The following is a 24,314-nucleotide window of genomic DNA, read 5'->3' on the forward strand; positions in this document are numbered from 1 at the left end:
CGCGGCGCATCACGCCTGGCGCGGCGCGAACACCATGCACACCGGGCTGCCGACGCGCAGGACGCAGCCGTCTTCCGCCAGGGTGCCGTCGCGCGGATCGACCTGGAACCGCGCCAGGGTGTCGCTGTCCTCGTTGAGCGCGAACAGGAAGCGGCCGTCGGGAGACAGGGTGAAAAAGCGCGGCGTCCTGCCGCGGGTCGATGCGTGCTGGCGCGGCGTCAGCCTGCCGCTGGCGGGGTCCACCCCGAACACGGCGATGCTGTCGTCGCCGCGGTTGGAAACGTACAGGTGGCGGCCGTGCGCGTCCATCGCGATGCCGGCGGCGCGGCTGTTGCCGGTGCAGGTGTCGGGCAGCGTGGGCAGCACCTGGAACGGCCGCAGCGCGCCGGCTTCCAGCGCATAGGCGGCCACGGTGTTGTCCAGTTCATTGACCACGTAGAGCCACGCGCCGGACGGGTGGAAGACGGCGTGGCGCGGGCCGGCGCCTTCGCGCGCGGCGGCCGCGCAAACCGGTTCCGCGCCGACGCCGCGTTCGTCCAGCGCGAAGAGGAATACGCGGTCCAGGCCCTTGTCCGGCACCGCCACGTAGCGGCCGGACGGGTCGACGAGGTTGTAGTGCGGCTTGGCGAAAGGCTGCTCCTTGCGGTGCGGCCCGGGCTCGCCTTCAAGGCGAACCGTTTGCGATACGGGGTCCAGCGACCCGTCGCCCGCCACGGGCAGCACGGCCAGCGTGCCGGCCAGGTGGTTCGACACCATCAGGTAGCGGCCCGAGGGACCCAGGGCAAGATGCACGGGATTGCGTCCTTCGCAGGACTGCGTGCGCCACGGCGCCAGGGATCCGTCGCGCGTGTCGCGGCGCAGCGCGCTGACCTCGTGGCTGTCGCCATGCACGGTGTACAGCACCGGCAGGGCGGGATGCGGCAGCAGGTAGGAAGGATTGAGCAGGCCGCCCATCACCTGCGTCAGGGTCAGCGTCCCGCTGCCGGGGTCGTAGTCGAAAACGCTGATGCCCTCGCCGCGGGCGCTGCGTTCGCGCGTGGTGCGGGAGCCGATATAGACGTGCATGGCGCGAGCCTCGTCGGGTAGGAATGGAGCCGGCCCTAGGCCAGGATGCCGCGGATGCGGGCCAGGTTGTCCAGGGTGCTGCGCAGATGGATGGCCAATGCCTCGGCGGCCTCTTCGTTGCGTTCGCGCTCCAGCAGGTCCAGGATCGCCAGGTGCTGGTCGCAGTGCTGCTTGTAGCGGCTGCGGTCCTGCATGGAGCGGTACGAAAGCAGGCGGCGCACGCGGTTGACGCGCTTGATCGTGTCGATGAAGAAGGGGTTGCCCGACGCTTCCACCAGCGATTCGTGGAAGCGCACGCCGCGTTCGTGCAGTTGATCCGCCGTGTCGGTGGCGATGCCGCCGTCCAGCAGGTGCTTTTCCGCGGCGCGGCAGCGCGCCAGGACGGCCTTGTCGATATGGAACGTCGGTTCCAGGAGCGCCGCCGGCTCCAGCGCCAGCCGCAGCCGGTAGGACTGAAGCAGGCTGTCCGGCGTCGTCATCATGGAAGAGAATTCCCAGCCGTAGCCGGGCCGGCGATGCGCCCAGCCCTCCTGCGAGATGCGCGCCAGCAGGGCCTGGGCCTGCGCGTTGGTCAGCGCGTAGCGCGCGCGCAACTGGGCTTCGCTGCACTGCATGGGCAGTTCGCCGCGCAGCAGTTCGTCGGCCAGCCGGAAATAACTTTGCGTCACGATGTCGTCCACGGAGGGCTGCGCGAGCCCGGCGCCGTCCTGCGTCAGCGCATCGAAATCCTGCCGCAGGAAGTAGCCGCGGTTGGGCCTGCGTGTCACGATGCCGTGCTGTTCGAGAATGCCCAGCGCGTCGTTGACCGGCGAGCGCGACAGGCGCAGCCGGTCCGCGAGCTTCTGCGCGGTCAGGTGCGCGCCTTCGGGCAGGCGCTCTTCCTTGATCAGCTCCAGGATTTTGTTGACGGTATTGGTTTGCGCGCTCATGGATGGGATTGGGCCGATTCGATCGTGTCCGACAGGATAGCGGGAATGACGCCGCCCATCCGCAACAGGCGGATTTCCAGCCGGGTCTCGACGGCCGCGGCGGCCAGCAGCGTTTCGGTCCCGCCGCCGGCGCGCAGGATGCGCACCGGCACCGCGCCGCGCGGCATCAGCGCGGCGGGATCGGCGTCGATGTCGATCCGGTCGCCCGACCGTATCCGCAGGCTGGCGGGCGTAACGCCCTTGGGCAGGCGCAGGGGCAGGATGCCCATGCCGATCAGGTTGGACCGGTGGATGCGTTCGAAGCTGACCGCCAGCACCGCGCGTATGCCCAGCAGGCGCTGGCCCTTGGCGGCCCAGTCGCGCGACGAACCGGTGCCGTAGCGTTCGCCCGCCACCAGCACGACCGGCTGCCCTGCCTGCGCGTAGCGGGCCGCGGCTGCCCAGATGGGCTCGATCCCGCCGCTGGGGGCGTGCCGTGTATGGCCCACGGGGGCCTCGGGACAGAGCAGGTTGACGAGGCTCTTGCTGTAGAACGCGGCCCGCATCATGACTTGCCAGTTGCCGCGCCGCGACGCGAAGACGTTCAGGTCGTCGCGCTTGTCGCCGCGCTCGACCAGGAAGTCGGCGATCGGGCTGTCCGGCGGGATGGCGCTGGCGGGCGACAGGTGGTCGGTCGTGACGTCGTCGCCCAGCACCAGCAGGGGGTGGGCCGTGTAGCGGCCCAATTGGCCGGCCTCATCGGTGGAGGCGAAGGGCGGGCGGCGCAGCGCCGTGGATGCCGGATCCCAGGGAAAGCGCGCGGTATCCGGCGATTGCAGCGCCTGCCAGGCGGGATTGGCGCTGGCGATCCTGAACGCGCCGCGGTAGTCGTCGGGCCGCTGGCCGGCGGCCAGCGCGGCGTCGATCTCGGCCTCGTCGGGCCAGAGATCGCGCAGATGGATGGCGCGGCCGTCCGGCGAGATCTGCACCGGCTCCCGGCCGAGGTCGCGCTCGGCGTCGCCCGCCAGCGCGAATGCGATGACCAGCGGCGGCGACATGAGAAAGCCCAGGTCCAGGTCGGGATGGATGCGGCCGGTGAAATTGCGGTTGCCGGACAGCACGGCGACCGGATGGACCGCGCCGGCCGCCATGGCGTCGCGCACCGCGGCGGGCAGGGGGCCGGAGTTGCCGATGCAGGTGGTGCAGCCGTAGCCCACGATATCGAAGCCCACGGCGGCCAGGTCCTCCAGCAGGCCGGCGCGCGCCAGATACGCGGCGGCGGCGGGCGAACCGGGCCCCAGGGACGTCTTCACCCAGGCGGGCACGCGCAGGCCGGCCTGGCGCGCCTTGCGCGCCAGCAGGCCCGCCGCCGTCAGCAGGCGCGGGTCCGAGGTGTTGGTGCAACTGGTGATGGCGGCAATCGCGATGGCATGGCGGGGCAGGCCGTCCGCCCGGGCCCGGGGCGCGAAGCCCAGGCCTTGCAGGATGGCCTTCGTACCGGTGTAGGGATGCAGGTCCTGCGGCCGCTTCGGGCCGGCCACGTGCATTTGCACGCCGTCCAGCGCGATGTCGACCACGCGGGTATAGCGAGGCGCGGCGTCCGGGTCCAGCGCGATGCCGGCCCGTTCGGCGTATGCGCCCACCAGCGCGATGTGCGCTTCGGGCCTGCCCGTCTGGCGCAGATAGGCCAGCGTTTCGCCGTCGATGGGGAAGTAGCCGGTCGTGGCGCCATACTCGGGCGCCATGTTGGCCACCACGCACCGGGTGCCGGCCGACAGCGTGGCGGCGCCGGGCCCGAAGAACTCTACGAATTCCCCGGACACGCCGATGGCGCGCAGGCGCTGGGTCACGGTCAGGGCGAGGTCGGTCGCGGTCACGCCCGGCGCCAGCGCGCCGGTCAGGCGCACGCCGATCACGTCGGGGATGCGCAGCAGGGTGGGCATGCCGAACATGACGGTCTGCGCCTCCAGCCCGCCCACGCCCCAGCCCAGCACGCCGATGCCGTTGATCATGGGCGTGTGGCTGTCGGTGCCGATCATCATGTCCGGATGCAGCGAGACGCCGTCGGCGCCGTCCTTCCGGCAGACCACGACGGCCAGTTGCTCCAGGTTGATGGTGTGCATGATGCCGGTGCCCGGCGGATGGATGCGCACATTGGACAGGGCCTTGGACGCCCAGCGCAGGAACCGGTAGCGCTCGGCGTTGCGGCGCAGTTCCAGGTCCAGGTTCAGCGCGGCCGCGTCGGCGCGCGCGTAGGCTTCCACCGCCAGCGAATGGTCCACCGATACGTCCACGGGCAGCACCGGGTTCAGCAGGCCGGGGTCGACGCCGGCCTCGGCCAGGGCGTCGCGCATCGCCGCGATATCGACCAGCGCAGGGGTGCTGGTGGTGTCGTGCATCAGCACGCGCCCGGGCTGGAAGGCGATCTCGGCTTCGCTCGTGCCCTGTTCCAGCCAGCCGAACAGCGCGGCCGCGGCGGCGTCGCGCTCGGCATCGGCCATGTTGCGCAGCGCGTTTTCCAGCAGCAGCCGCAACACCACGGGCAGGCGGAAGTAGGCCTCGCCATAGGCGCCGGCCAGGTCCAGATAGGTGTAGCGGACGCCGTCCAGCGTGAAGCTGGCGCGGCGCGGCGTGGCATTGGTGTTTTCCATAGCTGCCATTTTTGCATATTGAATCTATAAAATGCAATTAAGGAAAAACCCGGCCGGGCAGAGAACCGGCCGCACAGGAGACAGACCATGCATGCAATCCGTACCCTGGCCGCTGGCGCGGCCCTGGCGTTGGCCGCGGCGGCCCCGCTGCACGCCGCCGACCCGGCCGCGGGCCGGCCCGTGACCCTGATCGTGCCGTTTGCCGCGGGCGGCGGGGTGGACGGGATGGGCAGGCTGCTGGCCGAGCGGCTGCGCGGCGAAATGCCGCAAGGGGTTGTGGTCGAAAACAAGCCCGGCGCCAGCGGCATGCTGGGCGCGCAGACGGTGGTGCGTTCCGCTCCGGACGGCGCCACCCTGCTGCTGGGCTCGGCGGGCGAGACCGCGATCAATCCGCTGGTGTTCAAGAGCAAGATGCAATACCAGCCGGAGAAGGACCTGGCGCCGATCGCGCTGATAGCTCGCGTGCCCAACGTGCTGGTCGCCAATCCCAGGCTGCCGGTGTCCAGCGTGGAGCAGTTGGTCGCCTACGGCCGGGCCAATCCCGACAGGCTGACCTACGCGACCAGCGGCGTGGGCAATCCGCAGCACCTGAACGGCGAGCTGCTGCAATCGCTGGCCGGGATCAAGATGGTGCACGTCCCGTACAAGGGGGCGTCGGCGCAGTTGGTGGACGTGGCCGCCGGCAGCGTGGACTTGACGTTCGTCAGCCTGGCGGGCGCGCTGCCTTTCATCAAGAGCGGCAAGGTCAAGCCGTTGGCCGTCACGTCCGCGAAGCGGGCCTCGTTCGCGCCGGATATTCCCGCCGTGGCGGAGTACGCGCCGCTCGCGGACTACGCGCTGGAGAACTGGTTCGGCGTGTTCGTGCCGGCCGCGACGCCGGCGGACGTGCAGCAGAAGCTGGCCGCCGCGATCGGCCGCGCGCTGAAGGACGAGAAGCTGGTGGCCAGCCTGCGCGAACTGGGCGGGGAAGTGCAGCCCATGAGCCAGGACGAATTCCGCGATTTCATCAAGGCGCAGACGGCGGTGTTCGCCAAGGTCGTGGCGGACGGGCACATCACGGCGGAAAACTGAGGCGCGTCCGCGCCGGGGGAGGCCGGGCCGCTTGAAGTATGCTTACCCGCTTCATGGATTTCCCCCGGCTTGCCGCAATGACTGATTTTCCCTTTGACGCCGTGCTGTTCGACTGCGATGGCGTCCTGGTCGATTCCGAACCCATCACCAGCCGCGTGCTGACGCAGATGCTCAACGAGCTGGGTTGGGACATCGTGCATGAAGAAACCATGCGCATCTTCACCGGGAAGGCCGTCAGGGACGAACTGCCGCTGATCGAGGCCCGCACCGGCGCCACGCTCGGCCAGGAATGGTTCGCCCAGTTCCGCCAGCGGCGCAACGACGCGCTGGACCGCGACCTGCTGGAAATACCCGGCGCGCCGGATGCCGTGCGCGCCTTGCACCAGGCGCTGGACGGACGGATCGCCGTCGCCTCGGGCGCCGACCGCCGCAAGGTGGAACTGCAACTGGCCAAGGTGGGCATCGCCGATTGCTTCGGCGGGCGCGTGTTCAGCGGCCACGAAATGCCGCGCAGCAAGCCCTGGCCGGACGTGTACCTGGCCGCCGCCGAGGCGCTGGGCGTGGATCCCCGGCGCTGCGCCATCGTGGAGGACACGGTGACCGGCGCGACCGCCGGCGTGGCCGCGGGCGCCACGGTGTTCGGATACAGCCCGGACGCGAACGGCCACAGCGGCGCCGAGGCCTTGCGCGGCGTGGGCGTGGCCCGCGTGTTCACCGACATGGCGCAACTGCCGGCGCTGCTGGCCGGCTGGGGGCTGCGGGTGGCGGGTGCTTGACAGCGACAGTGTCTGACACCCGTGCGATACCCGTGCAGGATGCGGGGCGTCTCCTGGGGTGTCAGACACTGACCTCCAGACAGCGGACAGCGCGTCACGTGTCTGACACCCAATGCGACGCCCGTACAGGATGAAGCTGATCTTCCCGGGTGTCTGACACTCGCCGATGTGCGAATGCCGTGTCAGACACCCGCGCGATACCCGTGCAGGATGCAGGGCGTCTCCTGGGGTGTCAGACACTGACCTCCAGACAGCGGGCAGCGCGTCATGTGTCTGACACCCAATGCGATGCCCGTACAGGATGAAGCCGATCTTCCCGGGTGTCTGACACCCGCCGACGCACGAACGCCGTGTCAGACACCCGTGTGATACCCGTGCAGGATGCAGGGCATCTCCTGGGGTGTCAGACACTGACCTCCAGACAGCGGGCAGTGCGTCATGTGTCTGACACCCAATGCGACGCCCGTACAGGATGAAGCCGATCTTCCCGGGTGTCAGACACCCGCCGATGCGCGAATGTGGTGTCAGACACCCGCGCGATACCCATGCAGGATGCAGGGCGTCTCCTGGGGTGCCAGACACTTACCTCCAAGGTGTTGGACACCGACCTCGACCAGGGCGGATGAACCGTTCACCGCCCATGACTCGCATACTGCTCGCCGCCGTCCAGGTCGATCACCGTTCCGCTGAGGTAGCCGGCGCGCGGCGAGGCGCCGAAGACGATCATGTCGGCCACTTCGTCGGGTTCCATCAGCCGGCCGAAGGGCAGGTCGGATAGCGTTTCCTGCCAGCGGCTTTCTTCGCCCCAGCGGGCCTGCGCGCGCTGCCGCGCGAGGGTCAGCACGCGGTCGGTGCGGGTGCGCGACGGGTTCACGCCGAAGACGCGCACGCCATGGCGCGGCGCCTCGCCGCCCAGCGCGCGGGTGAAGGCGATGAGCGAGGCGTTGGCCGCCGCGCCGCAGATGTAGTCGGCGCGCGGCGCGGATCCCGCCATGCCGATGATGTTGGCGATGACGCCCGCGCCGGCCTCGCGCATGCGCGGGTAGTAGTGGCGCGCCAGGGCGATGTAGCCATGCACCTTCAGTTCCCAGCCGGCGCGCCAGCGCTCGTCCTGCACTTGGTCCAGGGCGCCGCCGGGCACCGCGCCGGCGTTGTTCACCAGGATGTCGACGTCGCCCGCCTCTTTGCTCAGGCGTTCCGCCGCGCCGGGCTGCGCCAGGTCCAGCGTGTGCACGCGGGCCTGCCGGCCGGTCTGCGCGCCGATGGCTTGCGAGGCGGCATGCAGGGCGTCGTCGTCGCGCGCCACCAGGATGGGCTCGGCGCCTTCGCGGGCGAACGCGATGGCGCAGGCCAGGCCGATGCCCTTGGATGCGCCCGTGATGAGCACGCGTTTACCGCCTAGCTGCAAATCCATGAAACCCTCCGGTCGGTTCTCGCCCGCGACAGCGCGGGACACCAGGAGGTTGTAAACCAGTTGTGCCCATATGTGCCAGTGCATGCGAGGCGTGGCGGCCCGCGCGCGCCGCCTGCTATGCTGCTTTCACCATTTCCTCCGAGGAGGCGGCGATGTCGGAAATCTGGCTGGAAATCTGGTCCACCCTGCGCAGCGAATTCGCCGACATCCCCGATGCGGGCGAGGCGACGCGCATCGTGCTGCGCCTGGGCATGGCCGTGATCCTGGGCGGCCTGCTGGGCTACGAGCGCGAGCGCAGCGGCAAGGCGGCGGGCCTGCGCACCCACATGCTGGTCGCGCTGGGGGCGGCCATCTTCGTGCTGGTGCCGCTGCAGGGCGGCATGCAGGTCGGCGACCTGAGCCGGGTGCTGCAAGGCGTGATCGCCGGCATCGGCTTCCTGGGCGCGGGCGCCATCATCAAGCTGGGCAATGAACGTGAAATCCACGGGCTGACGACGTCGGCCAGCATCTGGATGACGGCCGCCATCGGCGTGGCTGCCGGCATGGGGCGCGAAGCCACCGCCGTGGTCAGCACGCTGATGGCCCTGTTCGTGCTGGCGGTGCTGCGCCGCGTCGAGGCGCGCATCGCTTCCCGCCAGGAAAACCGGGTCATCTCCGCGGGTCCCAAGTAGCCCGCGGGCGGCGGCGTCAGGTGCCGCCGGACACGTCGATGAACGAACCGCTGGTGTAGCCGGCCTCGTCCGAGAACAGCCACATCACGGCGCCCGCCACCTCTTCCACGGTGCCGCCGCGGCGCAGCGGTATCGCGCTTTTCAGGCGGTCCACGCGGCCCGGCTCGCCGCCGCTGGCATGCATCTCGGTGTAGATGGTGCCGGGGCGCACGCCATTGACGCGTATGCCTTCCGGGGCTACTTCCTTGGACAGGCCGATGGTCATCGTGTCCATCGCGCCCTTGGACGCGGCGTAGTCCACGTATTCGTTGGGCGAACCCAGGCGGGCGGCGGCGGAGGACACGTTGACGATGGCGCCGCCCTGGCCGCCGTGGCGCGTCGACATTCTGCGCACGGCCTCGCGCGCGCACAGGAACGCGCCCACGACGTTGGTGGACAGCACCCGCAGCAGGCGCTCGGCGCTCATGCTGTCCACGCGCATCTGCGTCTCCAGGATGCCCGCGTTGTTCACCAGCGCGTCGATGCGGCCCAGTTCCTCGTCCACGGCGCGGAACATGCGCACCACCTGCGCCTCCTGCGAGACGTCGGCCTGCAAGGCGACGGCGCGCCCGCCGGCGCCGCGTATCTCTTCCACGACCGCCTGGGCGGCGTCGGCGCGCGCGTGGTAGTTGACGGCCACGGCATAGCCGCGCCGGGCGGCCAGCCTGGCGACGGCGGCTCCGATGCCGCGGCTGCCGCCGGTGACGAGCATGACTCTGGACATGGGGTTCTCCTGGTCGGAATGGCGGGCCGGCCGGGGCCGGCTTTCAGGCTACGGCTTCGCCTGTACCAGCACGAATTCGTTGCCGTACAGGTCGATGAAATGGGCATACACGGCGGCGGCTTCGTGCACCGGTTCCTTGGTGAAGCGCACGCCCCGGGCGGCGAAGCGGGCGTGGTCGCGCGCGACGTCGTCGGTATAGAAGACGCCCACCGGCTGGCCGCCGGTCTGGTCGCCGACGCGGTCGCGCTGCGCCTGGGTCAGGGCCTGCAGCAGCCATACGCCCACCGAAGGCTGTTCCGGCAGCCGCAGGTGCACATAGCGTTGCGGGCCGACGGGCAGGTCCGCATAGACCTCCATTTCCAGCTTGTCGCGGTAGAAGGCGATGGCGGTTTCGTAGTCGTTCACGAGCAGGACGAGACGGCCCAGTGAATGCATGTCAGGATTCTCTCTGAGGTTGAGCGTGCGGCTATGCTAACCCGTACGGGGGGCCGGCTCCGTCATTCGGCCTCCCGCAGCAGGCGCAGGCCCACCAGCGGATAGCGCGTTTCCTGCGTATTCCAGTTGCGGAACGAGGCCCGCGTGTACAGCGCCCACGTATGCCAGGAGCCTCCCCGCCTGACGCGCACATTGCCGCTGGCCGGGCCCTGCGGGTCGTCCGCGGGCGAATGCGCGTAGTAGTCCTCGCCGTACCAGTCCGCGACCCATTCCCAGGCATTGCCGTGCATGTCGTACAGGCCGAAGGCGTTGGGCGCATAGCTGGCGACGGGGGCGGTGAAGGCATGGCCGTCCCCGCGGGCCGACGCAAAGGCCGCCCATTTGGGCCAGAACGGCCCGGCTTGCGCGTCGAAACCGTTGCCGACGTCGGGCATGGCCTCGGGATCGTCGCCGTTCTGGTAGCGGGTGCGAGTGCCGGCGCGGCAGGCGTATTCCCATTCGGCTTCGGTGGGCAGGCGGTAGACCTTGCCTTCCCGCAGGGTCAGCCAGCGCGCCAGCGCCGTGGCGTCGTTCCAGCTTATGTTCACGACCGGATGGTCGTCGCCCTGCGCGAAGCCCGGGTTGCGCCAGGAGTAGCGGCGGTCGCGGCCTTCGAAGGCGTCGCCGCTTTCGGACTTGTCGGGATCGTACGAGGGGTTGTAGCCGTAGCCGCCGGTCCCGTCGGCCTCGGATTCGGGAACGTAGCCGGATGCCTCGATGAAGCGGCGGAACTGCCCCACGGTGACTTCCGTCCGTTCGAGATAGAACGGGCGCGTGATGCGCACGGTATGCGCCGGCGCCTCGTCGGACAACTGGGCGTACCGCGCCGGCGGATACTGGGGATAGGCGCGCGCCAGCGACTCGGGCGTTTCGTCGCTGCCCATCAGGAAGGTGCCGGCGGGTATGCGCACGAAGGCCATGCCCAGCGAGTTTTCGATCAGGGCCGGGGGCGGCTCGGCGGACCGGGCGGACGCCGCGATCAGGGTGCACAGCAAGGCCAGGGCGGATCGTGTACGCATGGGGTTCCGGAACGCGGGGCGGGAAGGTGCGCAATGGTAGAGCCGCCGCGGCCGGCCGGCCAGAGGTGGAGAACCCTCATGCGGGGCGGGCCGTCAGCCCGCCTTGCGGATGGTGAAATTGATGCGCAGGCTGCCGAGCCGGGGATGCGGCAGGTCCTTCATGGGCATGACGCCGTGGTAGCGCAGCCGGTCCGCGCCGCCCCAGACGACCACGTCGCCATGGAACAGCGGCGTGCGCGAGGCCTTGTCCGCGCGCGCGTCGCCGCCGAACAGGAAGACGGCGGGCATGCCCAGCGACACCGACACGATGGGCGCGCCGTAGTCGTGCTCGTTCCTGTCCTGGTGCAGCGACAGCCGCGAGCCCGGTTCGTACCGGTTTACCAGGCAGGCGTCCGGCGCGAAGCCGGGGAAACCGGCGTCGGCCGCCGCGGCCCGCGCCAACTGGACGAAGGCTTCGGGCATGGCGGGCCAGGGCTGGCCCGACAGCGGGTCCTGGCGGGTGTAGCGGTAGCCGCGGGCATCGCTGGTCCAGCCCAGGGTTCCGCAGTTGGTCAGCGCCACCGACATGGTGTAGCCGCCCGGCGTCTCCATGTGGCGGAAGGGCGCCCGCGCCGTGACCGCGTCGACGCCCGCGAGCAGGGCGTCGACCATCGGCAGGGCGTAGCCGCGCAGCACGACGGACTGCGGGCCCAGCGCCGCGCGCCCGCCTTGCGCGGGGGCGCCGTCGCCGAAAAGCTCCAGGTTCGAAGCCATGTCCGGACGCCTACAGCAGCGGTTCCAGCGGCAGCAGCGACACGAACCACAGCGACATGCGCTGCCACACGGTGGTGCCCGGTTCGGTGTCGTGGCGGATGGTGTCGCCGCCGCGCTGTTCCAGCCAGTAGAGTTCGCCCTTGTCGTCCAGGCAGACGCGATAGGCGGCCAGGGGGATCTCGCGTTCGAAGGCCTCGGCGATGCGGCCCGCCAGCGTGGGACTGTCGATGACGAACCCCAGTTCGGTGTTCAGCTTGGCCGAGCGGGGATCGAAATTGAACGACCCCACGAAGATCCTGCGGCCGTCGACGGCGAAGGTCTTGGCGTGCAGGCTGGAACCGGAACTCCCGAAAGGCCCCATGCTCTTGTTGTGCTCGACGTTGGCGGACATGCGCTTCATCTCGAACAGCTCTACGCCGCTGGCCAGCAGATCCTTGCGGCGCTTGGCATAGCCGGAATGCACCACCGCCACGTCCGTCGCTTCCAGCGCGTTGGTCAGCACCTTGACCTTGATGCCGCGCCGCGCCATCTGCGCGAAGGCCTGGGTGCCGGTGGCCGTGGGCACGAAATAGGGCGACACCAGCTCCAGGTCCGTCGTGGGCGTGCCGACGATCTCGTGCAATTGGTGCGGCAGCATCGCTTCGGGCGGCGCGGTGCCCAGGGTCTTGCGCGGATCGTCGCTGACCATGCGCGTGTCGGCCCATTCCAGCGCCAGCTCGCCATGCAGCAGTTGCTTGATGAACGGCAGCTTGCGCATGGCCTCGGCATAGGCGGCGGCTTCCGGCGAGCGTTCGACCTGCGTGGCGGCCTGCTCCAGTTCGTCCAGCCCGCCGGGCTCGGGCTGTTTGAGCAGGCGGTCCACCGGGTAGGCCGATTCGCTGGCCCAGTACCGGTCGAAATCCATGGATACGTCATTGACCGCGGCGCCGATGGCCAGCACGTCCAGGTCGGTGAAGAGCACCCCGCTGGCCGCCCCGAAATATTCGTCGCCGACGTTGCGCCCGCCGATGATGGTGGCCTGGTTGTCCGCCGTGAAGGACTTGTTGTGCATGCGGCGGTTCAGGCGGCTGAAGTCCGTCAGGTAGCCCAGCGTCTTGGGCCAGCGCAGCACGAAGGGGTTGTACAGCCGCACCTCGATGTTCGGGTGCGCGTCCAGCGCGGACAGTTCGTCGTCCAGCCCGGCCGTGCCGTTGTCGTCGAGCAGCAGCCGCACCCGCACGCCGCGGTCGGCCGCCTCGTGCAGGGCCTCCAGCAGCATGGTGCCGGTCATGTCGTTGTGCCAGATGTAGTACTGCACGTCCAGGCTGCGCTCGGCCGCCCGCGCCAGCAGCATGCGCGCGGCGAAAGCGTCGTACGCGTCGGGCAGGGGATGGATGCCGGACTTGCCGGGATGCGCGGCCGCCATGGGCGCGATGGCCTGGCCCAGCGGCGTGTGTTGCGCTGCCTCGGGAGTCAGCGCGCGGGACTCGCTGCGCTTGTCCAGGGAGGGCAGGCTGCAGCCGCTCAGAAAGCTCAGGCAGAGGGAGGTCATGATGAGGGGGGTGGCCAGGTGCATGACCCATATTGTGCCGAAATCGCCCTGAGGGCTGTAGTAGGAGCTTGACGGCGTTCCGTATTTGAGAGAAATTCTCTTATATGGAAAACACGATACCTTCCGACGCCGGCCTGGACCGGCGCATCGCCGGCCGGCTCAAGGCGCTGCGCCAGGAACGCGGATGGCCGCTGGATGAACTCGCCCGCCGCGCTGGGGTCAGCCGCGCCACGCTGTCGCGGCTGGAGAACGCCGAGGTCAGCGCCACGGCCAGCGTGCTGGGCAAGCTGTGCGCGGCCTACGGCCTGACCATGTCGCGCCTGATGCTGATGGTCGAGGACGAATTCGCGCCGCTGGTGCCGCAGCAGGCCCAGGCCGTGTGGGTGGACGACAGCGCGGGTTTCCGCCGCCGCTCGGTTTCACCGCCCGCGCAGCAACTGGCGGGCGAGGTGCTGGCCTGCGAACTGGCGGCCGGCGCGCGCATCGCCTATGAACGCTCGCCGCGGGCGGGCCTGGAACACCATCTGCTGATGCTGGAAGGCGAGCTGTCCATTACCGTCGACGGCCAGGCCTACCGCCTGGCCCCCGGCGATTGCCTGCGCTATCAGTTGTTCGGCGCCAGCGAATTTTCCACCCCGCCGCACACCGGCGCCCGATACCTGCTCTTCATCGTCTGAGTCCACCATGTCCCAAACCCCTTATGAAGTGACGCTCCTGTCGGCGGATGATGCCGACGCCCTGCTGGCGGAACTGGCCGGCCTGCTGCACGCCTGCGTGCAAGGCGGCGCCAGCGTCAGCTTCGTCCTGCCGTACACGCCAGAGGACGCGCAGGCTTACTGGCGCGCGAAGGTGTTGCCGGGCGTGGCCGGCGGCGCGCTGGCTTTGTGGGTGGCCCGGCAGGACGGGCGGGTGGCGGGATCGGTGCAACTGGATTGCGATACGCCGCCCAACCAGCCGCACCGCGCCGAGGTGCGCAAGCTGCTGGTGCATCCGGATTTCCGCCGCCGCGGCATCGCGCGCGCCTTGCTGGCCGAGGCCGAGGCCATGGCGGGCCGGCGGGGCCGCAGCCTGATCACGCTGGACACGCGCACGGGCGACAGCGCGGAACCGCTGTATGCGTCGATGGGCTACCGGACCGTCGGCACGATTCCCGGGTTCAGCCGCGACCCGCGCGACGCGGGCAAGCTGGACGCGACGACGATCATGTACAAACAGTTGGTCAGGCCAGGGGCTTGATGCCCACGCTGTACGGAGGGGCGTTGCCGCGCGCGGGGGCCTTGATCTTCAGCATCGAGCCGCCGGGCGTGAACTCGAATTCCTGGTAGGGCACTTCGAACCACTGGTGGAAGCTGGTGCGCGAGAACTCCGGCACCCAGACTTTGGCGCGTTTGGGGTCGCAGTGGAATTCCACCAGCGTGCGGTCGATGCCCAGGGGCCGGGTATTGCCGATGCGGTAGCTGACTTTCAGCTCGGCGCGTTCGGTCGAGCCGGGGCTCCAGGTCAGGCCGATGGATTCCATGAATTGTTCGATCGCCTGAATGCCGCGATACATGGCTAACTCCGAAAAAAAACCGCGTCGCGGCTGAATACAGGCGGATTATCCTTCATTCCCGGCCCGGCCGCTCCCGCGGCGCCTCGGGCTGACGGCGCCGGACCGCATCGAAGCAGGAATAGGCAGATTTCACGCAAGAACGAGCCTGTACGCGCGGGTTCGCGATTCTTACCATCCCTACACGTGTCCGGCATGCGGCCGGCATGGCAAGCAAGGGAAGGGAATCGCATGAATACCGAGAAAATCTGGTTGGTGACGGGCGCGTCGGCGGGACTGGGCCTGAACCTGGTAAAGATGCTGCTGGAGCAGGGCCACAAGGTGGCCGCGACGTCCCGCGACGGCGACGCGCTGCTGGACGCCGTGGGCGCCAAGCTGGAAGGAAGCTTCCTGCCGCTGACGGTGGACCTGGCGGACGAGCGCCAAGTGCGGCGGGCCGTGGACGCCGCGGCCGCCGCGTTCGGCGGGCTGGACGTGGTGGTCAACAACGCGGGCTATGGCTTGCAGGGCGAGCTGCACAGCCTGTCGGACGCGGACCTGCGCGGCAATTTCGACGTCAACGTATTCGGGGTATTGAACGTGATCCGCGCGGTGCTGCCGCGCCTGCGCGCGCAGCGCGGCGGGCACGTCTTCAACATCTCGTCGATCCTGGGCTTCGACGGCGGCTGCGCGGACTGGGGCGCCTACAGCGCCACCAAGTTCGCCGTCAGCGGCTTGACCGAGGCCCTGGCGGCCGAGGCCGCGCCCCATGGCATCCGCGTGTCGCTCGTGTATCCGGGCGCGATGCGTTCGGCGGGCCATGCGCGGGGGCGCGATGCGGGCGGCGATCCCGCGAAGATGGCGCAGGCGCTGATCAATGCGGCGCAGGCGCAGTACGCCCCGCTGCACCTGTTCCTGGGCCGTGACGCCTTCGACCAGGCGCGCGCCAAGATCCAGTCGGTGCAGCAGGAACTGGCGCGCTGGCGCGAGATGTCCGTGTCCATCGGTTTCGTGGACGAAAGGCGGCTGGCCGCGTGACGGGGGGGCCTAGGGGGCCAGGCCCCGCGCGACCTGGTACGCGCCCAGGAGCGCCAGGCTGACCATGAAGCACAGCTTGAATGTCCGGGCCGAAAGCCTGGCGCGCAGCCATTGGCCCAGGGCCATGCCGGCCAGCGCGGGCAGCAGCATCAGCACGGACGCCCCCGCCGCCTCGGGCGTGTAGCCGCCATTGAGCCACAGCCCCGCGGCCAGCGCCACGGTGGATACCGTGAACGAGATCCCCATGGCCTGTATCAGTCCGTCCTTGCCCAGGCCCAGGGCCTGCAGGTAGGGCACGGCCGGGATCACGAACACGCCGGTGGCCGCCGTGATCAGGCCCGTGACGGCGCCGACCGCGGCGCCCAGCCAGCCTTCATGCCGGGCCGGCGCCCTGGGCGGCGATCCGAACAGGCCCCAGGCGGCATAGGCCACCAGCGCCAGGCCCAGGCAGACCCCCGCCCATTGGCCGGAGGGCGCGCCCAGCCACAGCGCGCCGCCGATGGTGCCGGCGCAGATGCCCGCCTGCATGCCGGCGACGCGGCGCAGGACCGCCGGCAGCGCGGGCCACGGACGGGCCTGCCACAGGTTGGTGACGAGCGACGGCACGATCAGCAGGGCGGCGGCCTGGGCCGGCGCCATGACCAGCGCCAGCATGGCCATGGAAATGGTGGGCAGGCCCAGGCCCACCACGCCCTTCACCACCCCGGCCAGGACGAACACCGACACGATGGCGGCGAACAGCGCGGGCGTGCCGCCGGGCAGCGGTTCGAATGGATTCATGGCGCCTCGCAGGGGGCGGTCAACGCATCGCCGCGGGGGCGGCCGAACAGGGCATAGGCCATGTCCGCCGTTCCCGCGGGTTCCTGGCGCGCGGCCCGCAGCAGCCACCGCCGCCCTTCGCACAGGTCGGCGGACAGGGCGGGGCCGTAGAGCGCGGGGCCGCCGAGTAGCGCCACGCCCAGCATGCGCTGCGCCGGCGCATGGCTGCCGCCGGCGGCGGCGCGCAGCCATTGCGCCATGGCGGCATAGTCGCCCAGGGTCTGGGCTTCCAGCGCCAGCGCATACTGCTGCGCGGGCGAGATCGGCGGGCCCAGGCCGCTGCCGGCTTCGGCCATGCCTGAGGCGTGCAGAGACCAGGCAATCAGGGCCAGCCCGGGCCATCGCGCCGCGGCGCGGCATGTCTTCAGGGTTTCCATGGTTTTTTCCCGCGGTAGGGTTGGATCGGACTTCATTGTCGTCCCCAAAGACCGAAACGCGCATCGGGATCTCGCGTAGCAAGCCTATGGCATTACCTGAGGCTGGCGTGCTACGCTTTTTCCATGCGATTCGACCTCACCGACCTGCGCCTCTTCCTCAACGTGCAGGAAACGGGCTCCATCACGGCCGGCGCCCGGCGCTCCCACATGACGCTGGCTTCGGCCAGCGAGCGCGTCCGCGGCATGGAGGACACACTGGGCGTGCCGTTGCTGCTGCGCGGTCCGCGGGGCGTCGAGCCCACGCCGGCGGGCCGCACGCTGGCGCACCACGCGCGCGTGGTGCTGGCGCAGATGGACCGCATGCGGGGCGAACTGGACCATTACGGGCAGGGGCTGAAGGGGCACGTGCGGGTGCTGTGCAACACCACGGCGCTGAGCGAATACCTGCCGCCCGTCCTGGGCGCGTTCCTCAAGGACCATCCCCGCGTGTCCGTCGACCTGGAGGAACGCCTGAGCCACGAGATCGCCGATGCGCTGCGCGCCGGCGCCTGCGATATCGGCGTGCTGGCGGATTCCGCCGACCTGCACGGCCTGCGCACGCTCACGTTCCGGCACGATCCCCTGGCGCTCATCGTGCCGGCGGGCCATCCGCTGGACGGGCGCGCGTCGGTCATGCTGGCGGACGTGGCGGACCAGGAGTTCGTGGGGCTGGTCGAGGGCAGCGCCTTGCAGGAGCACATCGCGCACCACGCGCGGCGCGGCGGCAGGGTCCTGTCCTACCGCGTGCGGCTGCGCAGCTTCGACGCCGTGTGCCGCATGGTCGGGCAGGGCGTGGGCATCGGCATCGTTCCCCGCGTGGCGGCGGCGCGCTATGGCCGCGCCGCTGGCGTGCGGCGCGTGGCCCTGGCCGACGACTGGGCCGCGCGCGACCTGGTGCTGTGCGTGCGCGAGACGCTCCCGGCCTATGCGGCCGAGCTGGTGGAATACGCCTTGCGCGGCGCGCCTAGGGACGCGTCTAGGGACGCGCAAACAGCCCGCGTTTCCGGAGATGCCCCTGGCCGAACCAGGAGCCCGAGGCGACGGCGCCCAGGATGACCATGCCGTAGACGAACATCGCGCTGGCCGCGACCGCGTAGAACACGGTCAGCGATCCGGTCAGGTGCAGCGCGGCGCCGCCCGCGCCGATGCCGAGCAGCAGGCGCAGAAAGCCGGCGACCAGCGGCCACTTCAGGCGGCCGGCGCCTTGCGAGGCGAAGTACATCGAGAAACCCAGGGCGAAGAAGCCATAGACGGGGCCGACGGTGCGCAGGTAGCCGGCCCCGGCCTGCAGCATGTGGTCCTGCGCGCCGAACAGCCGCAGCCAGGCCTCGGGGTAGAAGGCGGCCGCAAGGCCGATGCACTCGGCCAGGGCGAAGGCCATCGCGCCGCCGGTCAGCGCGATGCGCAGCGCGCGTTCGGGCTGGCCCGCGCCGATGTTGGAACCCACCATGGCGACCATGGGCGCGCCCAGCCCGAAGGCGATGGGCATCAGCAGGTATTCCAGCCGCACGGCGATGCCGTAGCCCGCCACCGCTTCCGTGCCCGCGTAGGCGCCGACCAGCGCGGCCGTCAGGGCCACCAGGGCGTTGGTCAGCAGCGGATTGATCGTGGCGAGCGCGCCCACGCTGAGGATATTGCGCATCAGCCCCAGGTACAGCCGGCTGGGGACCAGGCGGGCGGCATTGCGGCCGCTGGCGCAGTACGCGCCCAGGATCAGCGCGCCCAGCCCGTAGTAGATCACCAGCGCCCAGCCGCCGCCCGCCACGCCCAGCGCGGGAAACGGGCCCCATCCGAAGATCAGGCAGGGCGACAGCGGGACCAGCAGCAGGGCGCCGCCGCAGATCACGGCGCCGGGCACCAGCATATTGCCGGTGCCGCGGATGGCGCTGGCGAACGCGTTCATCAGCCACATCAGCACGATGCCGCCGAACACGACGTCGGAGTAGGCCAGGGCCGCCTCCAGCGCGGCGCCTTCGGCGCCGAGGGCGCGGTACAGGAGCGGGCCGAAGACCAGCAGGAGCGCGCAGAACACCAGCCCCAGCAGCGCGTTCAGCGCGACGGCGTGGAGCACGAGCTGGTCCGCTTCGCGCTGCCTGCCCCCGCCCAGCGCCCGGGCCACCGCCGCCGAAATGCCGCCGCCCATCGCGCCCTGCGACATGTTCTGCATCAGCATCAGCACGGGCACCACCAGGGCGATGCCGGCCAGCACGGGCGTGCCCAGCCGCGCCAGGAACCAGGTTTCGATCAGGCCGGTGGAGGACTGCGCCAGCATCATCAGGATATTGGGCCACGCCAGGCGCGCGAGCGTGGGGGCGATCGGCGCGTGGAGCATGGCCTGCAGGCGTGCGTTGGCGGGGCGGGGTGTCGGCGGGACGGACATGGAGGCAGGCCGATGGTGGCGTATGCGGTATTTACGTGCATATGCCAATAAATGTCAAGAATCGGCCGGGCCCCGCCTGCGCGGAAATGCGCAAGGCCTGGACGCGGACGCTCCCCGGCGGTAGCGTTGAGCCCGTGCCGTTCCCCGTTCCTCTTCCCGCCCCCCGCCATGTCCGACCACCCGTCTCCCGCGCCCGTCCCGTTCAATGCCCCCGATCCGCTGGTCTGCAACGGCGCGGCGCTGCGCAAGGCGACCCGGCGCGTGTCGCAGCTCTATGACGCGGTGCTGGCGCCCTGCGGCCTGAAGGTGTCGCAGTATTCGATCCTGGTGCACATCGCGCGCGCGGGTTCGCCGTCGATGACGGACCTGGCGCGGGCCATGGTGCTGGACCGGTCCGCGCTGGCCCACAATCTCAAGCCGCTGGAGCGCGACGGCTACGTGCAGACCTCGCGCGATCCCCTGGACGGCCGCAGCCGCCGCGTGGAGCTGACCGAAGCGGGGCGCGCCAAGCTGACCGAATCCAGGCGCCTGTGGAAAGAGGCGCAGCGCCGTTTCGAGGCGGCCTACGGCGCCGAGCGCGCGGCCGCGCTGCGGCGTTCGCTGGCCGATATTTTTTCCGAGGAATTCGCGTCGGCGTTCAGCCGCGGCTAGTGCCCTGCCCCGGCCCGGGCCATTCCGAGGATCGCGACCCCGGCCAGCACGCAGGCCATGCCCGCAAGCTGCCCGCCGGCCAGGGGTTCGCCCAGCAGGCCGGCGGCAAGCGCCACCGCGGACACCGGCGCCAGGGCCGTGAAGAGCGCGGCTTCCGCACCCTTCACGCGGGCGGCGCCCGCATACCAGAGCAGGAACCCGCCCACCGTGGGCACCAGCGCGTAGTAGCCCACGGCCGCCAGGGCGGCGGCCGGCAGGGGCAGGGTCCAGGGCGCTTCGGCCAGGCAGGCGAGCGCCGAGAACGCCAGGCCGAAGGCCGCCATGACGGTCGACAGCGCCAGCGGCGCCACCGGCACGCGCAGCCGTTTGTTGAGCAGGATGAACAGGCCTTCGCACAGCACCGCGCCCAGGACCAGCGCGTTGCCCGCGAGCGAAGACCCGCCGTCCGCGCCGGCGGCGGAATGACGCGTCATGAGCCAGACGCCGAAGCCGGCCGCGGCGATGGCGGCCAGGGTGGACTTGCCCGGGCGTTCGCCCAGCAGCGCGATGGCGATCGCCGCCGCCACCAGGGGCAGGGTGCCCAGGATGATGCCGCCATCGACCGCCGAGGCGCGTTGCAGGCCGGCGATCAGCAGCGCGGTGTAGCCCACGCTGCCGGCAATCGCCTGCGCCGCCAGCAGCAGCCAGTCGCGCCGGCCCAGCCGCGGAATCCGCGCGCCGGTCAGCGCCATCAGCGCGCCGAAGCAGGGCAGGGCGACGGCGAAGCGCAGGGCCGTCGCGGTGAAGGGCGGCAGGCCCGTTCCGATGATCTTGCTGGCGACCACGGTGCTGCCCACCAGCACCATGGCGGCGGCCAGGCAGCAATAGCCCTGTATCCGGCTGTTCATGGTTTTGTCCGCGCCTTTCGGGGGAAAAGACGCAGCGTAGGCGGCGGGCCGCGGCCCGGTCTTGAACGAAATTGCGCGGCTCAGCCGGCGGCCAGCGCGTAGCGTCCCGGGGAGACGCCGTAGGCGCGCACGAACAGGCGGGTCATGTGGCTCTGGTCGGCGAAGCCACCCGCCGCCGCGGCGTCGGCCAGGGCCGTTCCCTGCCGGATCAGGCCGCGCGCCAGCAGCAGCCGGCGCTGCATCTGGTAGGCGTGGGGCGTCAGCCCGGTGGCGCGCGCGAACGCCCGCAGCACCTGGTAGCGGCTGAGGCCGCTGGCCGCGGCCAGGTCGGCCAGCGACAGCGCCGCGGCCGGATCGTCGTCGATCAGGCCGCGCGCGTGGCGGATGGCCTCGGGGACGGCGCGCGGTTCCCGGCGGCGGGCGCCGGCGGCCGGGACGCCCGCCCGCGCGAGGATGCGCAGCAGCAGGGCATCGCAGGCCAGCGGCGCGGCGCCGGCCGTCGCCTGCGCGTAGAGCGCGAGCACGTCCCGGGCCAGCGCGGGGCAGTCCTGCGCGGGGTGTTCGAATTCGTAGCCGCGCCCGTCGGCGCGGAGGTCGGCCGCGGCCCGCGCCACCACGCCCGGGTCCAGGTACAGCATCTGCCAGGCGCGCGCGCCGCCTATCGGGGCGCCGTCGTGCACTTCGCCGGGATTCACCGTAATGACGTGCCCGGGGCCGGCCTGGACCTGGCCGCGGCCGCTGTGGGACACCTGCGCGCCCAGGCGCATGACGCCGATGCCGAACTGTTCGTGCGTGTGCCGCGCGAACGCGTGCCGGCTGTGCGCGGCCACGGCCTGTACGCCGGCGAGCGCGCTGCGGAGCATGACGAACTGGCCTGGGTTCATGGGGAAAGGGTGCGCAAGGGCTTGCGGGCAGTATCGCCCGCCGGGCCCGGCGCGATCAAGCTATTGCAGCCCGTTCCAGCGGGCCACCGAGGGCTCCGCCGCGGCCCACTTCCACTGCCCGCCGGGCTGGCGGCAGATCAGGCTGGCGTAGGCGGGCGCGGGCGCTTCGTCCTGCTCCACCGTGAACAGCACTTCGCGGCAGCGGGTCAGCGGCGTGTCGATGTCGCGCACCACCTGGATGCCGCCGCGTTCGTTGCCCACCGGCAGCGCGTGGCGGATCTGCCATTGCCGGACCTGGCCGATGGGCAGTTCGCCGGCCGCGTTGGCCATGACGTTCTGCTGGTCGTTCTTCCACTCCCGCAGCACGTATTTCACGGTGGCGTCCACCGCGGCCTGCACCGTGACGCCGATGGCGTAGCCCGCCACCGGGTTGGCGGTGGCGGCGCCGCTGACGGTGCCCACCACGGCGCCCGTCGCGCCGCCGATGGAGGAGCTCTGGCATCCGGCCAGTCCCAGGCTGGCGGCCGCCGCCAGCAGGCAGGCTGCGCGCATCACTGCAGAGAACCCCAGCGCGCGGTCGCCGGTTCCGCGCTGGCCCAGCGCCAGTGCTCGCCGTCCCGGCAGACGGTGGTGACGTAGAACTCGCGCGCGGGCGGAGCGCCGGCCTGGTCGGCGGGGGTGTCGATCGAGAAAACCACTTCCTTGCATTCCAGGTCCACGCCGCCGATCAGCCGGCTGACCGTGACCTGGCCCTGCGCGTCGCTTTCGATGGGAAGCTGGTGCCTGACCTGCCAGCCGGCGACTTTCCCGACCGCCAGCGGGCCGGCGGCCATGGCGATCGCATCCTGTTCCTCGCCGCGGGTCTTGCGCTGCGCGTAGGCCAGCGCGGCCTTCGCGCCGGCCTGCACGCCCAGGCCGATGCCGGTGGCCACCGTGGCGTTGTCCGTGACCTGGTTGGCGATGGCCGTGCCGGCGATACCGGCGGCGGCGCCCGTGCCCTCGTTCAGCAGCGAATTGCAGCCGGACAGCGCCGCCAGAGCGGCCAGGACGATCGCGCCGCGGGCCGCGGCGATAGGCGGAAATGGGAACGACAAGCTGCTTGCCTCCTGCGTGATACTTGGCGCGGCAAGTATAGGAGCGCGCGCGGCCGCGCAGACAGCGGATTTGCATTTGTTGGCAATTTTCCGGCCGCGGCGGCGCGGGCCTTTTCAGTGTCGGCCGGCCCTACGCGGGCGGGCGCGCCCCGTTGGTGTAGACCTCGCGCAGCGCGGCGGCGAACTGCGCGTCCACGTTGCGGCGCAGCCCGTCGGAGCGGGTGAACAGCGAGATCGGCGGCAGCGTCCAGTCGAACGAATACGGCACGATGGCCGCGCCGGCGATGCGCACCAGTTCGTCGGCGATGTCGGCGGGCAGGATGGTGACCGCCCGCTCGCTGGCGACGATCATTTCCCCGATCAGCTTGGACGAGTCGCTTTGCACCGAGGGCGGCGGGGGCGCCAGCCCGGCGCGCAGGAAGATGTCGGCCACCTGTTCGCGGATCGGGCTGCCGGGCGTGCCGAGGATCCAGTCCAGGTCGGCCAGCCGGTTCCATTCCAGCCGCGACCGGCCCAGCCGGGCGGCCAGCCGGCGGCTGGCGATCAGCCGCGGCTGCTGGCGATACAGCACCTCGAAGGAGATGTTCGTCATGTCCACGGACGGCGTGGCCCAGCCCACCACCAGGTCCAGGGTGTGGTCGCGCAGTTGGCGCAGCAGGGCGGGGCCCTGGCCCTCGTGGATGGTGGCGGTGATCTGGCTGCCCGCCGGCCGCGTGCGGCCGATCGCGGACGACAGCATCTGGCCCGAGACGAACGGGATGACGCCGATGTGCAGGTGGGCCGCGTGGCCGGCCGCCACCGCCTCCATTTCCTGCACCAGGTGTTCCAGGTCGTGGACCAGGCTGCGGGCCCGGGCCAGCACCACGGCGCCCAGGGGCGTGGGCGTCATGCCCCGGACCGAGCGGTCGAACAGGGACACGCCGAACGTGCTTTCCAGTTCGGCCAGGGCGTTGGTGACGGCGGGCTGGCTGGTGGCCATGTGTTCGGCCACCCGGGTCAGGGAGCCGTGCTGCTCGATCTGCAGCAGCAGCATCAGGTGACGCATCTTCAGCCGCGAGGTCAATTTCCGGATGACGAGGTCCGGATCGAAGGCGGTCATGGGGAATACATAACGTAAAGGTGATGGAACAATATTAAATCCGAATGATCTTCTTATGTCTTGAAGCCTAGAATTTTTCCAACATCAAGACAAGGAGGCTTTGCCCCATGAACAACCAGTCGGACCGCCAGGCGGCATTGGATTATCACGAATACCCCACCCCGGGAAAGATCTCGGTCGTGGCGTCCAAGCCGCTGGTCAACCAGCGCGACCTGGCGCTGGCGTATTCCCCCGGCGTGGCGGCGGCCTGTGAAGAGATCGTGGCCGACCCGTCCAATGTGTACCGTTACACGGCGCGCGGCAACCTGGTGGGGGTGATCACCAACGGCACGGCGGTGCTGGGGCTGGGCAACATCGGCGCGCTGGCCTCCAAGCCGGTGATGGAAGGCAAGGCGGTGCTGTTCAAGAAGTTCGCCGGGCTG

At 70.5% G+C, this 24,314-nt stretch carries 26 protein-coding genes and 1 pseudogene; 9 read left to right on the plus strand and 18 right to left on the minus strand.

The features are described from left to right. Positions 1–9: 9 nt before the first annotated feature. The 3 genes from AVE30378_RS21405 to acnA are packed head-to-tail and all read right to left on the minus strand — an operon-like array spanning position 10 to position 4,624. The gene (locus tag AVE30378_RS21405; protein ID WP_129243100.1) at positions 10–1,065 is read right to left on the minus strand and encodes a lactonase family protein; all 1,056 of its coding nucleotides are present in this window, start codon (positions 1,063–1,065) and stop codon (positions 10–12) included. A gap of 35 nt (positions 1,066–1,100) precedes the next feature. After that, positions 1,101–1,994, minus strand: coding sequence for a GntR family transcriptional regulator (locus tag AVE30378_RS21410; RefSeq protein ID WP_129243102.1), 894 nt, complete (start codon positions 1,992–1,994; stop codon positions 1,101–1,103). Further along, positions 1,991–4,624 (minus strand): aconitate hydratase AcnA, encoded by a 2,634-nt coding sequence (gene acnA, locus AVE30378_RS21415; RefSeq protein WP_129243104.1) that lies wholly within the window; start codon positions 4,622–4,624, stop codon positions 1,991–1,993. The genes AVE30378_RS21410 and acnA overlap by 4 nt, the downstream gene beginning before the upstream one ends. An 87-nt stretch (positions 4,625–4,711) precedes the next feature. Between acnA and AVE30378_RS21420 the strand changes: the two genes are divergently transcribed. Continuing rightward, entirely contained in the window at positions 4,712–5,695 is a 984-nt protein-coding gene (locus tag AVE30378_RS21420; protein WP_129243106.1) for a Bug family tripartite tricarboxylate transporter substrate binding protein, read from the plus strand. 77 nt (positions 5,696–5,772) lie between these two features. After that, complete coding sequence (locus AVE30378_RS21425) at positions 5,773–6,471, plus strand: HAD family hydrolase (RefSeq protein ID WP_165360260.1); 699 nt, start codon at positions 5,773–5,775, stop codon at positions 6,469–6,471. A 631-nt stretch (positions 6,472–7,102) separates the two neighbouring features. On the opposite strand, the gene AVE30378_RS21430 is transcribed toward AVE30378_RS21425, so the two are convergent. Beyond that, positions 7,103–7,885 carry an SDR family oxidoreductase gene (locus AVE30378_RS21430; RefSeq protein ID WP_129243114.1) on the minus strand — a complete coding sequence of 261 codons (783 nt, stop codon included), beginning with the start codon at positions 7,883–7,885 and terminating at the stop codon, positions 7,103–7,105. A 152-nt stretch (positions 7,886–8,037) separates the two neighbouring features. Here AVE30378_RS21430 and AVE30378_RS21435 point away from each other — a divergent pair, with 152 nt between their 5' ends. Continuing rightward, on the plus strand, positions 8,038–8,556 hold the full coding sequence (locus tag AVE30378_RS21435; RefSeq protein WP_129243116.1) for an MgtC/SapB family protein: 519 nt from the start codon (positions 8,038–8,040) through the stop codon (positions 8,554–8,556). 16 nt (positions 8,557–8,572) lie between these two features. Here AVE30378_RS21435 and AVE30378_RS21440 read toward each other — a convergent pair whose 3' ends face one another. From AVE30378_RS21440 to AVE30378_RS21460, 5 genes are all read right to left on the minus strand, one after another. Further along, the gene (locus tag AVE30378_RS21440; protein ID WP_129243119.1) at positions 8,573–9,319 is read right to left on the minus strand and encodes an SDR family oxidoreductase; all 747 of its coding nucleotides are present in this window, start codon (positions 9,317–9,319) and stop codon (positions 8,573–8,575) included. A gap of 48 nt (positions 9,320–9,367) precedes the next feature. Then, positions 9,368–9,754, minus strand: a complete 387-nt coding sequence (locus AVE30378_RS21445; protein WP_129243121.1) for a VOC family protein — start codon at positions 9,752–9,754, stop codon at positions 9,368–9,370. 62 nt (positions 9,755–9,816) lie between these two features. Continuing rightward, a complete protein-coding gene (locus AVE30378_RS21450; protein WP_129243123.1) occupies positions 9,817–10,812 on the minus strand; it encodes a formylglycine-generating enzyme family protein in 996 nt (331 codons plus the stop codon). A 93-nt stretch (positions 10,813–10,905) separates the two neighbouring features. Next, positions 10,906–11,565, minus strand: a complete 660-nt coding sequence (alkB, locus tag AVE30378_RS21455; protein ID WP_129243125.1) for a DNA oxidative demethylase AlkB — start codon at positions 11,563–11,565, stop codon at positions 10,906–10,908. A 10-nt stretch (positions 11,566–11,575) separates the two neighbouring features. After that, complete coding sequence (locus AVE30378_RS21460; RefSeq protein WP_129243127.1) at positions 11,576–13,120, minus strand: phospholipase D family protein; 1,545 nt, start codon at positions 13,118–13,120, stop codon at positions 11,576–11,578. Positions 13,121–13,200: 80 nt separating this feature from the next. On the opposite strand from AVE30378_RS21460, the gene AVE30378_RS21465 reads away from it, so the two are divergent. Both AVE30378_RS21465 and AVE30378_RS21470 read left to right on the plus strand, forming a co-directional pair. Then, positions 13,201–13,773, plus strand: coding sequence for a helix-turn-helix domain-containing protein (locus AVE30378_RS21465; protein ID WP_129243129.1), 573 nt, complete (start codon positions 13,201–13,203; stop codon positions 13,771–13,773). A gap of 7 nt (positions 13,774–13,780) precedes the next feature. Beyond that, on the plus strand, positions 13,781–14,332 hold the full coding sequence (locus AVE30378_RS21470; protein WP_129243132.1) for a GNAT family N-acetyltransferase: 552 nt from the start codon (positions 13,781–13,783) through the stop codon (positions 14,330–14,332). On the opposite strand, the gene AVE30378_RS21475 is transcribed toward AVE30378_RS21470, so the two are convergent. Next, positions 14,316–14,648, minus strand: coding sequence for a hypothetical protein (locus tag AVE30378_RS21475; RefSeq protein WP_129243134.1), 333 nt, complete (start codon positions 14,646–14,648; stop codon positions 14,316–14,318). The two genes, AVE30378_RS21470 and AVE30378_RS21475, sit on opposite strands and share 17 nt — an antisense overlap. A gap of 228 nt (positions 14,649–14,876) precedes the next feature. On the opposite strand from AVE30378_RS21475, the gene AVE30378_RS21480 reads away from it, so the two are divergent. Continuing rightward, positions 14,877–15,662 (plus strand): SDR family NAD(P)-dependent oxidoreductase, encoded by a 786-nt coding sequence (locus AVE30378_RS21480; protein ID WP_129243136.1) that lies wholly within the window; start codon positions 14,877–14,879, stop codon positions 15,660–15,662. Positions 15,663–15,671: 9 nt separating this feature from the next. Here the strand turns inward: AVE30378_RS21480 and AVE30378_RS21485 are convergent, their stop codons facing one another. Next, a complete protein-coding gene (locus AVE30378_RS21485; RefSeq protein ID WP_129243138.1) occupies positions 15,672–16,442 on the minus strand; it encodes a sulfite exporter TauE/SafE family protein in 771 nt (256 codons plus the stop codon). After that, entirely contained in the window at positions 16,439–16,777 is a 339-nt protein-coding gene (locus tag AVE30378_RS21490) for a sel1 repeat family protein (RefSeq protein ID WP_129243160.1), read from the minus strand. The genes AVE30378_RS21485 and AVE30378_RS21490 overlap by 4 nt, the downstream gene beginning before the upstream one ends. Positions 16,778–16,981: 204 nt before the next feature. On the opposite strand from AVE30378_RS21490, the gene AVE30378_RS21495 reads away from it, so the two are divergent. Then, positions 16,982–17,953 (plus strand): LysR substrate-binding domain-containing protein, encoded by a 972-nt coding sequence (locus AVE30378_RS21495; RefSeq protein WP_129243140.1) that lies wholly within the window; start codon positions 16,982–16,984, stop codon positions 17,951–17,953. On the opposite strand, the gene AVE30378_RS21500 is transcribed toward AVE30378_RS21495, so the two are convergent. Then, positions 17,874–19,277, minus strand: a complete 1,404-nt coding sequence (locus AVE30378_RS21500) for an MATE family efflux transporter (protein WP_244235115.1) — start codon at positions 19,275–19,277, stop codon at positions 17,874–17,876. The two genes, AVE30378_RS21495 and AVE30378_RS21500, sit on opposite strands and share 80 nt — an antisense overlap. A gap of 168 nt (positions 19,278–19,445) precedes the next feature. Here AVE30378_RS21500 and AVE30378_RS21505 point away from each other — a divergent pair, with 168 nt between their 5' ends. After that, on the plus strand, positions 19,446–19,928 hold the full coding sequence (locus tag AVE30378_RS21505; protein WP_129243142.1) for a MarR family winged helix-turn-helix transcriptional regulator: 483 nt from the start codon (positions 19,446–19,448) through the stop codon (positions 19,926–19,928). Here AVE30378_RS21505 and AVE30378_RS21510 read toward each other — a convergent pair. The 5 genes from AVE30378_RS21510 to AVE30378_RS21530 all read right to left on the minus strand — a co-directional run bounded on the left by AVE30378_RS21510 (position 19,925) and on the right by AVE30378_RS21530 (position 23,892). Beyond that, a complete protein-coding gene (locus tag AVE30378_RS21510; protein ID WP_129243144.1) occupies positions 19,925–20,815 on the minus strand; it encodes a DMT family transporter in 891 nt (296 codons plus the stop codon). The two genes, AVE30378_RS21505 and AVE30378_RS21510, sit on opposite strands and share 4 nt — an antisense overlap. An 80-nt stretch (positions 20,816–20,895) precedes the next feature. Next, a complete protein-coding gene (locus tag AVE30378_RS21515) occupies positions 20,896–21,699 on the minus strand; it encodes an AraC family transcriptional regulator (protein ID WP_129243146.1) in 804 nt (267 codons plus the stop codon). Positions 21,700–21,759: 60 nt separating this feature from the next. After that, on the minus strand, positions 21,760–22,251 hold the full coding sequence (locus AVE30378_RS21520) for a hypothetical protein (RefSeq protein ID WP_129243164.1): 492 nt from the start codon (positions 22,249–22,251) through the stop codon (positions 21,760–21,762). Next, positions 22,251–22,793, minus strand: coding sequence for a hypothetical protein (locus AVE30378_RS21525; protein ID WP_129243148.1), 543 nt, complete (start codon positions 22,791–22,793; stop codon positions 22,251–22,253). Before AVE30378_RS21525 ends, AVE30378_RS21520 begins: the two co-directional genes overlap by 1 nt. 130 nt (positions 22,794–22,923) lie before the next feature. After that, positions 22,924–23,892: a LysR substrate-binding domain-containing protein gene (locus tag AVE30378_RS21530; RefSeq protein WP_129243151.1), complete on the minus strand. Its 969-nt coding sequence runs from the start codon at positions 23,890–23,892 to the stop codon at positions 22,924–22,926. Positions 23,893–23,999: 107 nt separating this feature from the next. Between AVE30378_RS21530 and AVE30378_RS21535 the strand changes: the two are divergent. Next, a pseudogene (locus AVE30378_RS21535) lies at positions 24,000–24,314 on the plus strand (NADP-dependent malic enzyme); the annotation flags it as partial.

It is taken from the genome of Achromobacter veterisilvae (genome assembly GCF_900496975.1).
Taxonomy (GTDB): Bacteria; Pseudomonadota; Gammaproteobacteria; order Burkholderiales; family Burkholderiaceae_B; genus Achromobacter; species Achromobacter veterisilvae.

Coding starts and splice junctions, on each gene's coding strand:
- AVE30378_RS21405 (WP_129243100.1), bottom strand. CDS start 1,065: ATGCACGTCTATATCGGCTCCCGCACCACGCGCGAACGCAGCGCCCGC.
- AVE30378_RS21410 (WP_129243102.1), bottom strand. CDS start 1,994: ATGAGCGCGCAAACCAATACCGTCAACAAAATCCTGGAGCTGATCAAG.
- acnA (WP_129243104.1), bottom strand. CDS start 4,624: ATGGAAAACACCAATGCCACGCCGCGCCGCGCCAGCTTCACGCTGGAC.
- AVE30378_RS21420 (WP_129243106.1), top strand. CDS start 4,712: ATGCATGCAATCCGTACCCTGGCCGCTGGCGCGGCCCTGGCGTTGGCC.
- AVE30378_RS21425 (WP_165360260.1), top strand. CDS start 5,773: ATGACTGATTTTCCCTTTGACGCCGTGCTGTTCGACTGCGATGGCGTC.
- AVE30378_RS21430 (WP_129243114.1), bottom strand. CDS start 7,885: ATGGATTTGCAGCTAGGCGGTAAACGCGTGCTCATCACGGGCGCATCC.
- AVE30378_RS21435 (WP_129243116.1), top strand. CDS start 8,038: ATGTCGGAAATCTGGCTGGAAATCTGGTCCACCCTGCGCAGCGAATTC.
- AVE30378_RS21440 (WP_129243119.1), bottom strand. CDS start 9,319: ATGTCCAGAGTCATGCTCGTCACCGGCGGCAGCCGCGGCATCGGAGCC.
- AVE30378_RS21445 (WP_129243121.1), bottom strand. CDS start 9,754: ATGCATTCACTGGGCCGTCTCGTCCTGCTCGTGAACGACTACGAAACC.
- AVE30378_RS21450 (WP_129243123.1), bottom strand. CDS start 10,812: ATGCGTACACGATCCGCCCTGGCCTTGCTGTGCACCCTGATCGCGGCG.
- alkB (WP_129243125.1), bottom strand. CDS start 11,565: ATGGCTTCGAACCTGGAGCTTTTCGGCGACGGCGCCCCCGCGCAAGGC.
- AVE30378_RS21460 (WP_129243127.1), bottom strand. CDS start 13,120: ATGCACCTGGCCACCCCCCTCATCATGACCTCCCTCTGCCTGAGCTTT.
- AVE30378_RS21465 (WP_129243129.1), top strand. CDS start 13,201: ATGGAAAACACGATACCTTCCGACGCCGGCCTGGACCGGCGCATCGCC.
- AVE30378_RS21470 (WP_129243132.1), top strand. CDS start 13,781: ATGTCCCAAACCCCTTATGAAGTGACGCTCCTGTCGGCGGATGATGCC.
- AVE30378_RS21475 (WP_129243134.1), bottom strand. CDS start 14,648: ATGTATCGCGGCATTCAGGCGATCGAACAATTCATGGAATCCATCGGC.
- AVE30378_RS21480 (WP_129243136.1), top strand. CDS start 14,877: ATGAATACCGAGAAAATCTGGTTGGTGACGGGCGCGTCGGCGGGACTG.
- AVE30378_RS21485 (WP_129243138.1), bottom strand. CDS start 16,442: ATGAATCCATTCGAACCGCTGCCCGGCGGCACGCCCGCGCTGTTCGCC.
- AVE30378_RS21490 (WP_129243160.1), bottom strand. CDS start 16,777: ATGGCCGAAGCCGGCAGCGGCCTGGGCCCGCCGATCTCGCCCGCGCAG.
- AVE30378_RS21495 (WP_129243140.1), top strand. CDS start 16,982: ATGCGATTCGACCTCACCGACCTGCGCCTCTTCCTCAACGTGCAGGAA.
- AVE30378_RS21500 (WP_244235115.1), bottom strand. CDS start 19,277: ATGTCCGTCCCGCCGACACCCCGCCCCGCCAACGCACGCCTGCAGGCC.
- AVE30378_RS21505 (WP_129243142.1), top strand. CDS start 19,446: ATGTCCGACCACCCGTCTCCCGCGCCCGTCCCGTTCAATGCCCCCGAT.
- AVE30378_RS21510 (WP_129243144.1), bottom strand. CDS start 20,815: ATGAACAGCCGGATACAGGGCTATTGCTGCCTGGCCGCCGCCATGGTG.
- AVE30378_RS21515 (WP_129243146.1), bottom strand. CDS start 21,699: ATGAACCCAGGCCAGTTCGTCATGCTCCGCAGCGCGCTCGCCGGCGTA.
- AVE30378_RS21520 (WP_129243164.1), bottom strand. CDS start 22,251: ATGCGCGCAGCCTGCCTGCTGGCGGCGGCCGCCAGCCTGGGACTGGCC.
- AVE30378_RS21530 (WP_129243151.1), bottom strand. CDS start 23,892: ATGACCGCCTTCGATCCGGACCTCGTCATCCGGAAATTGACCTCGCGG.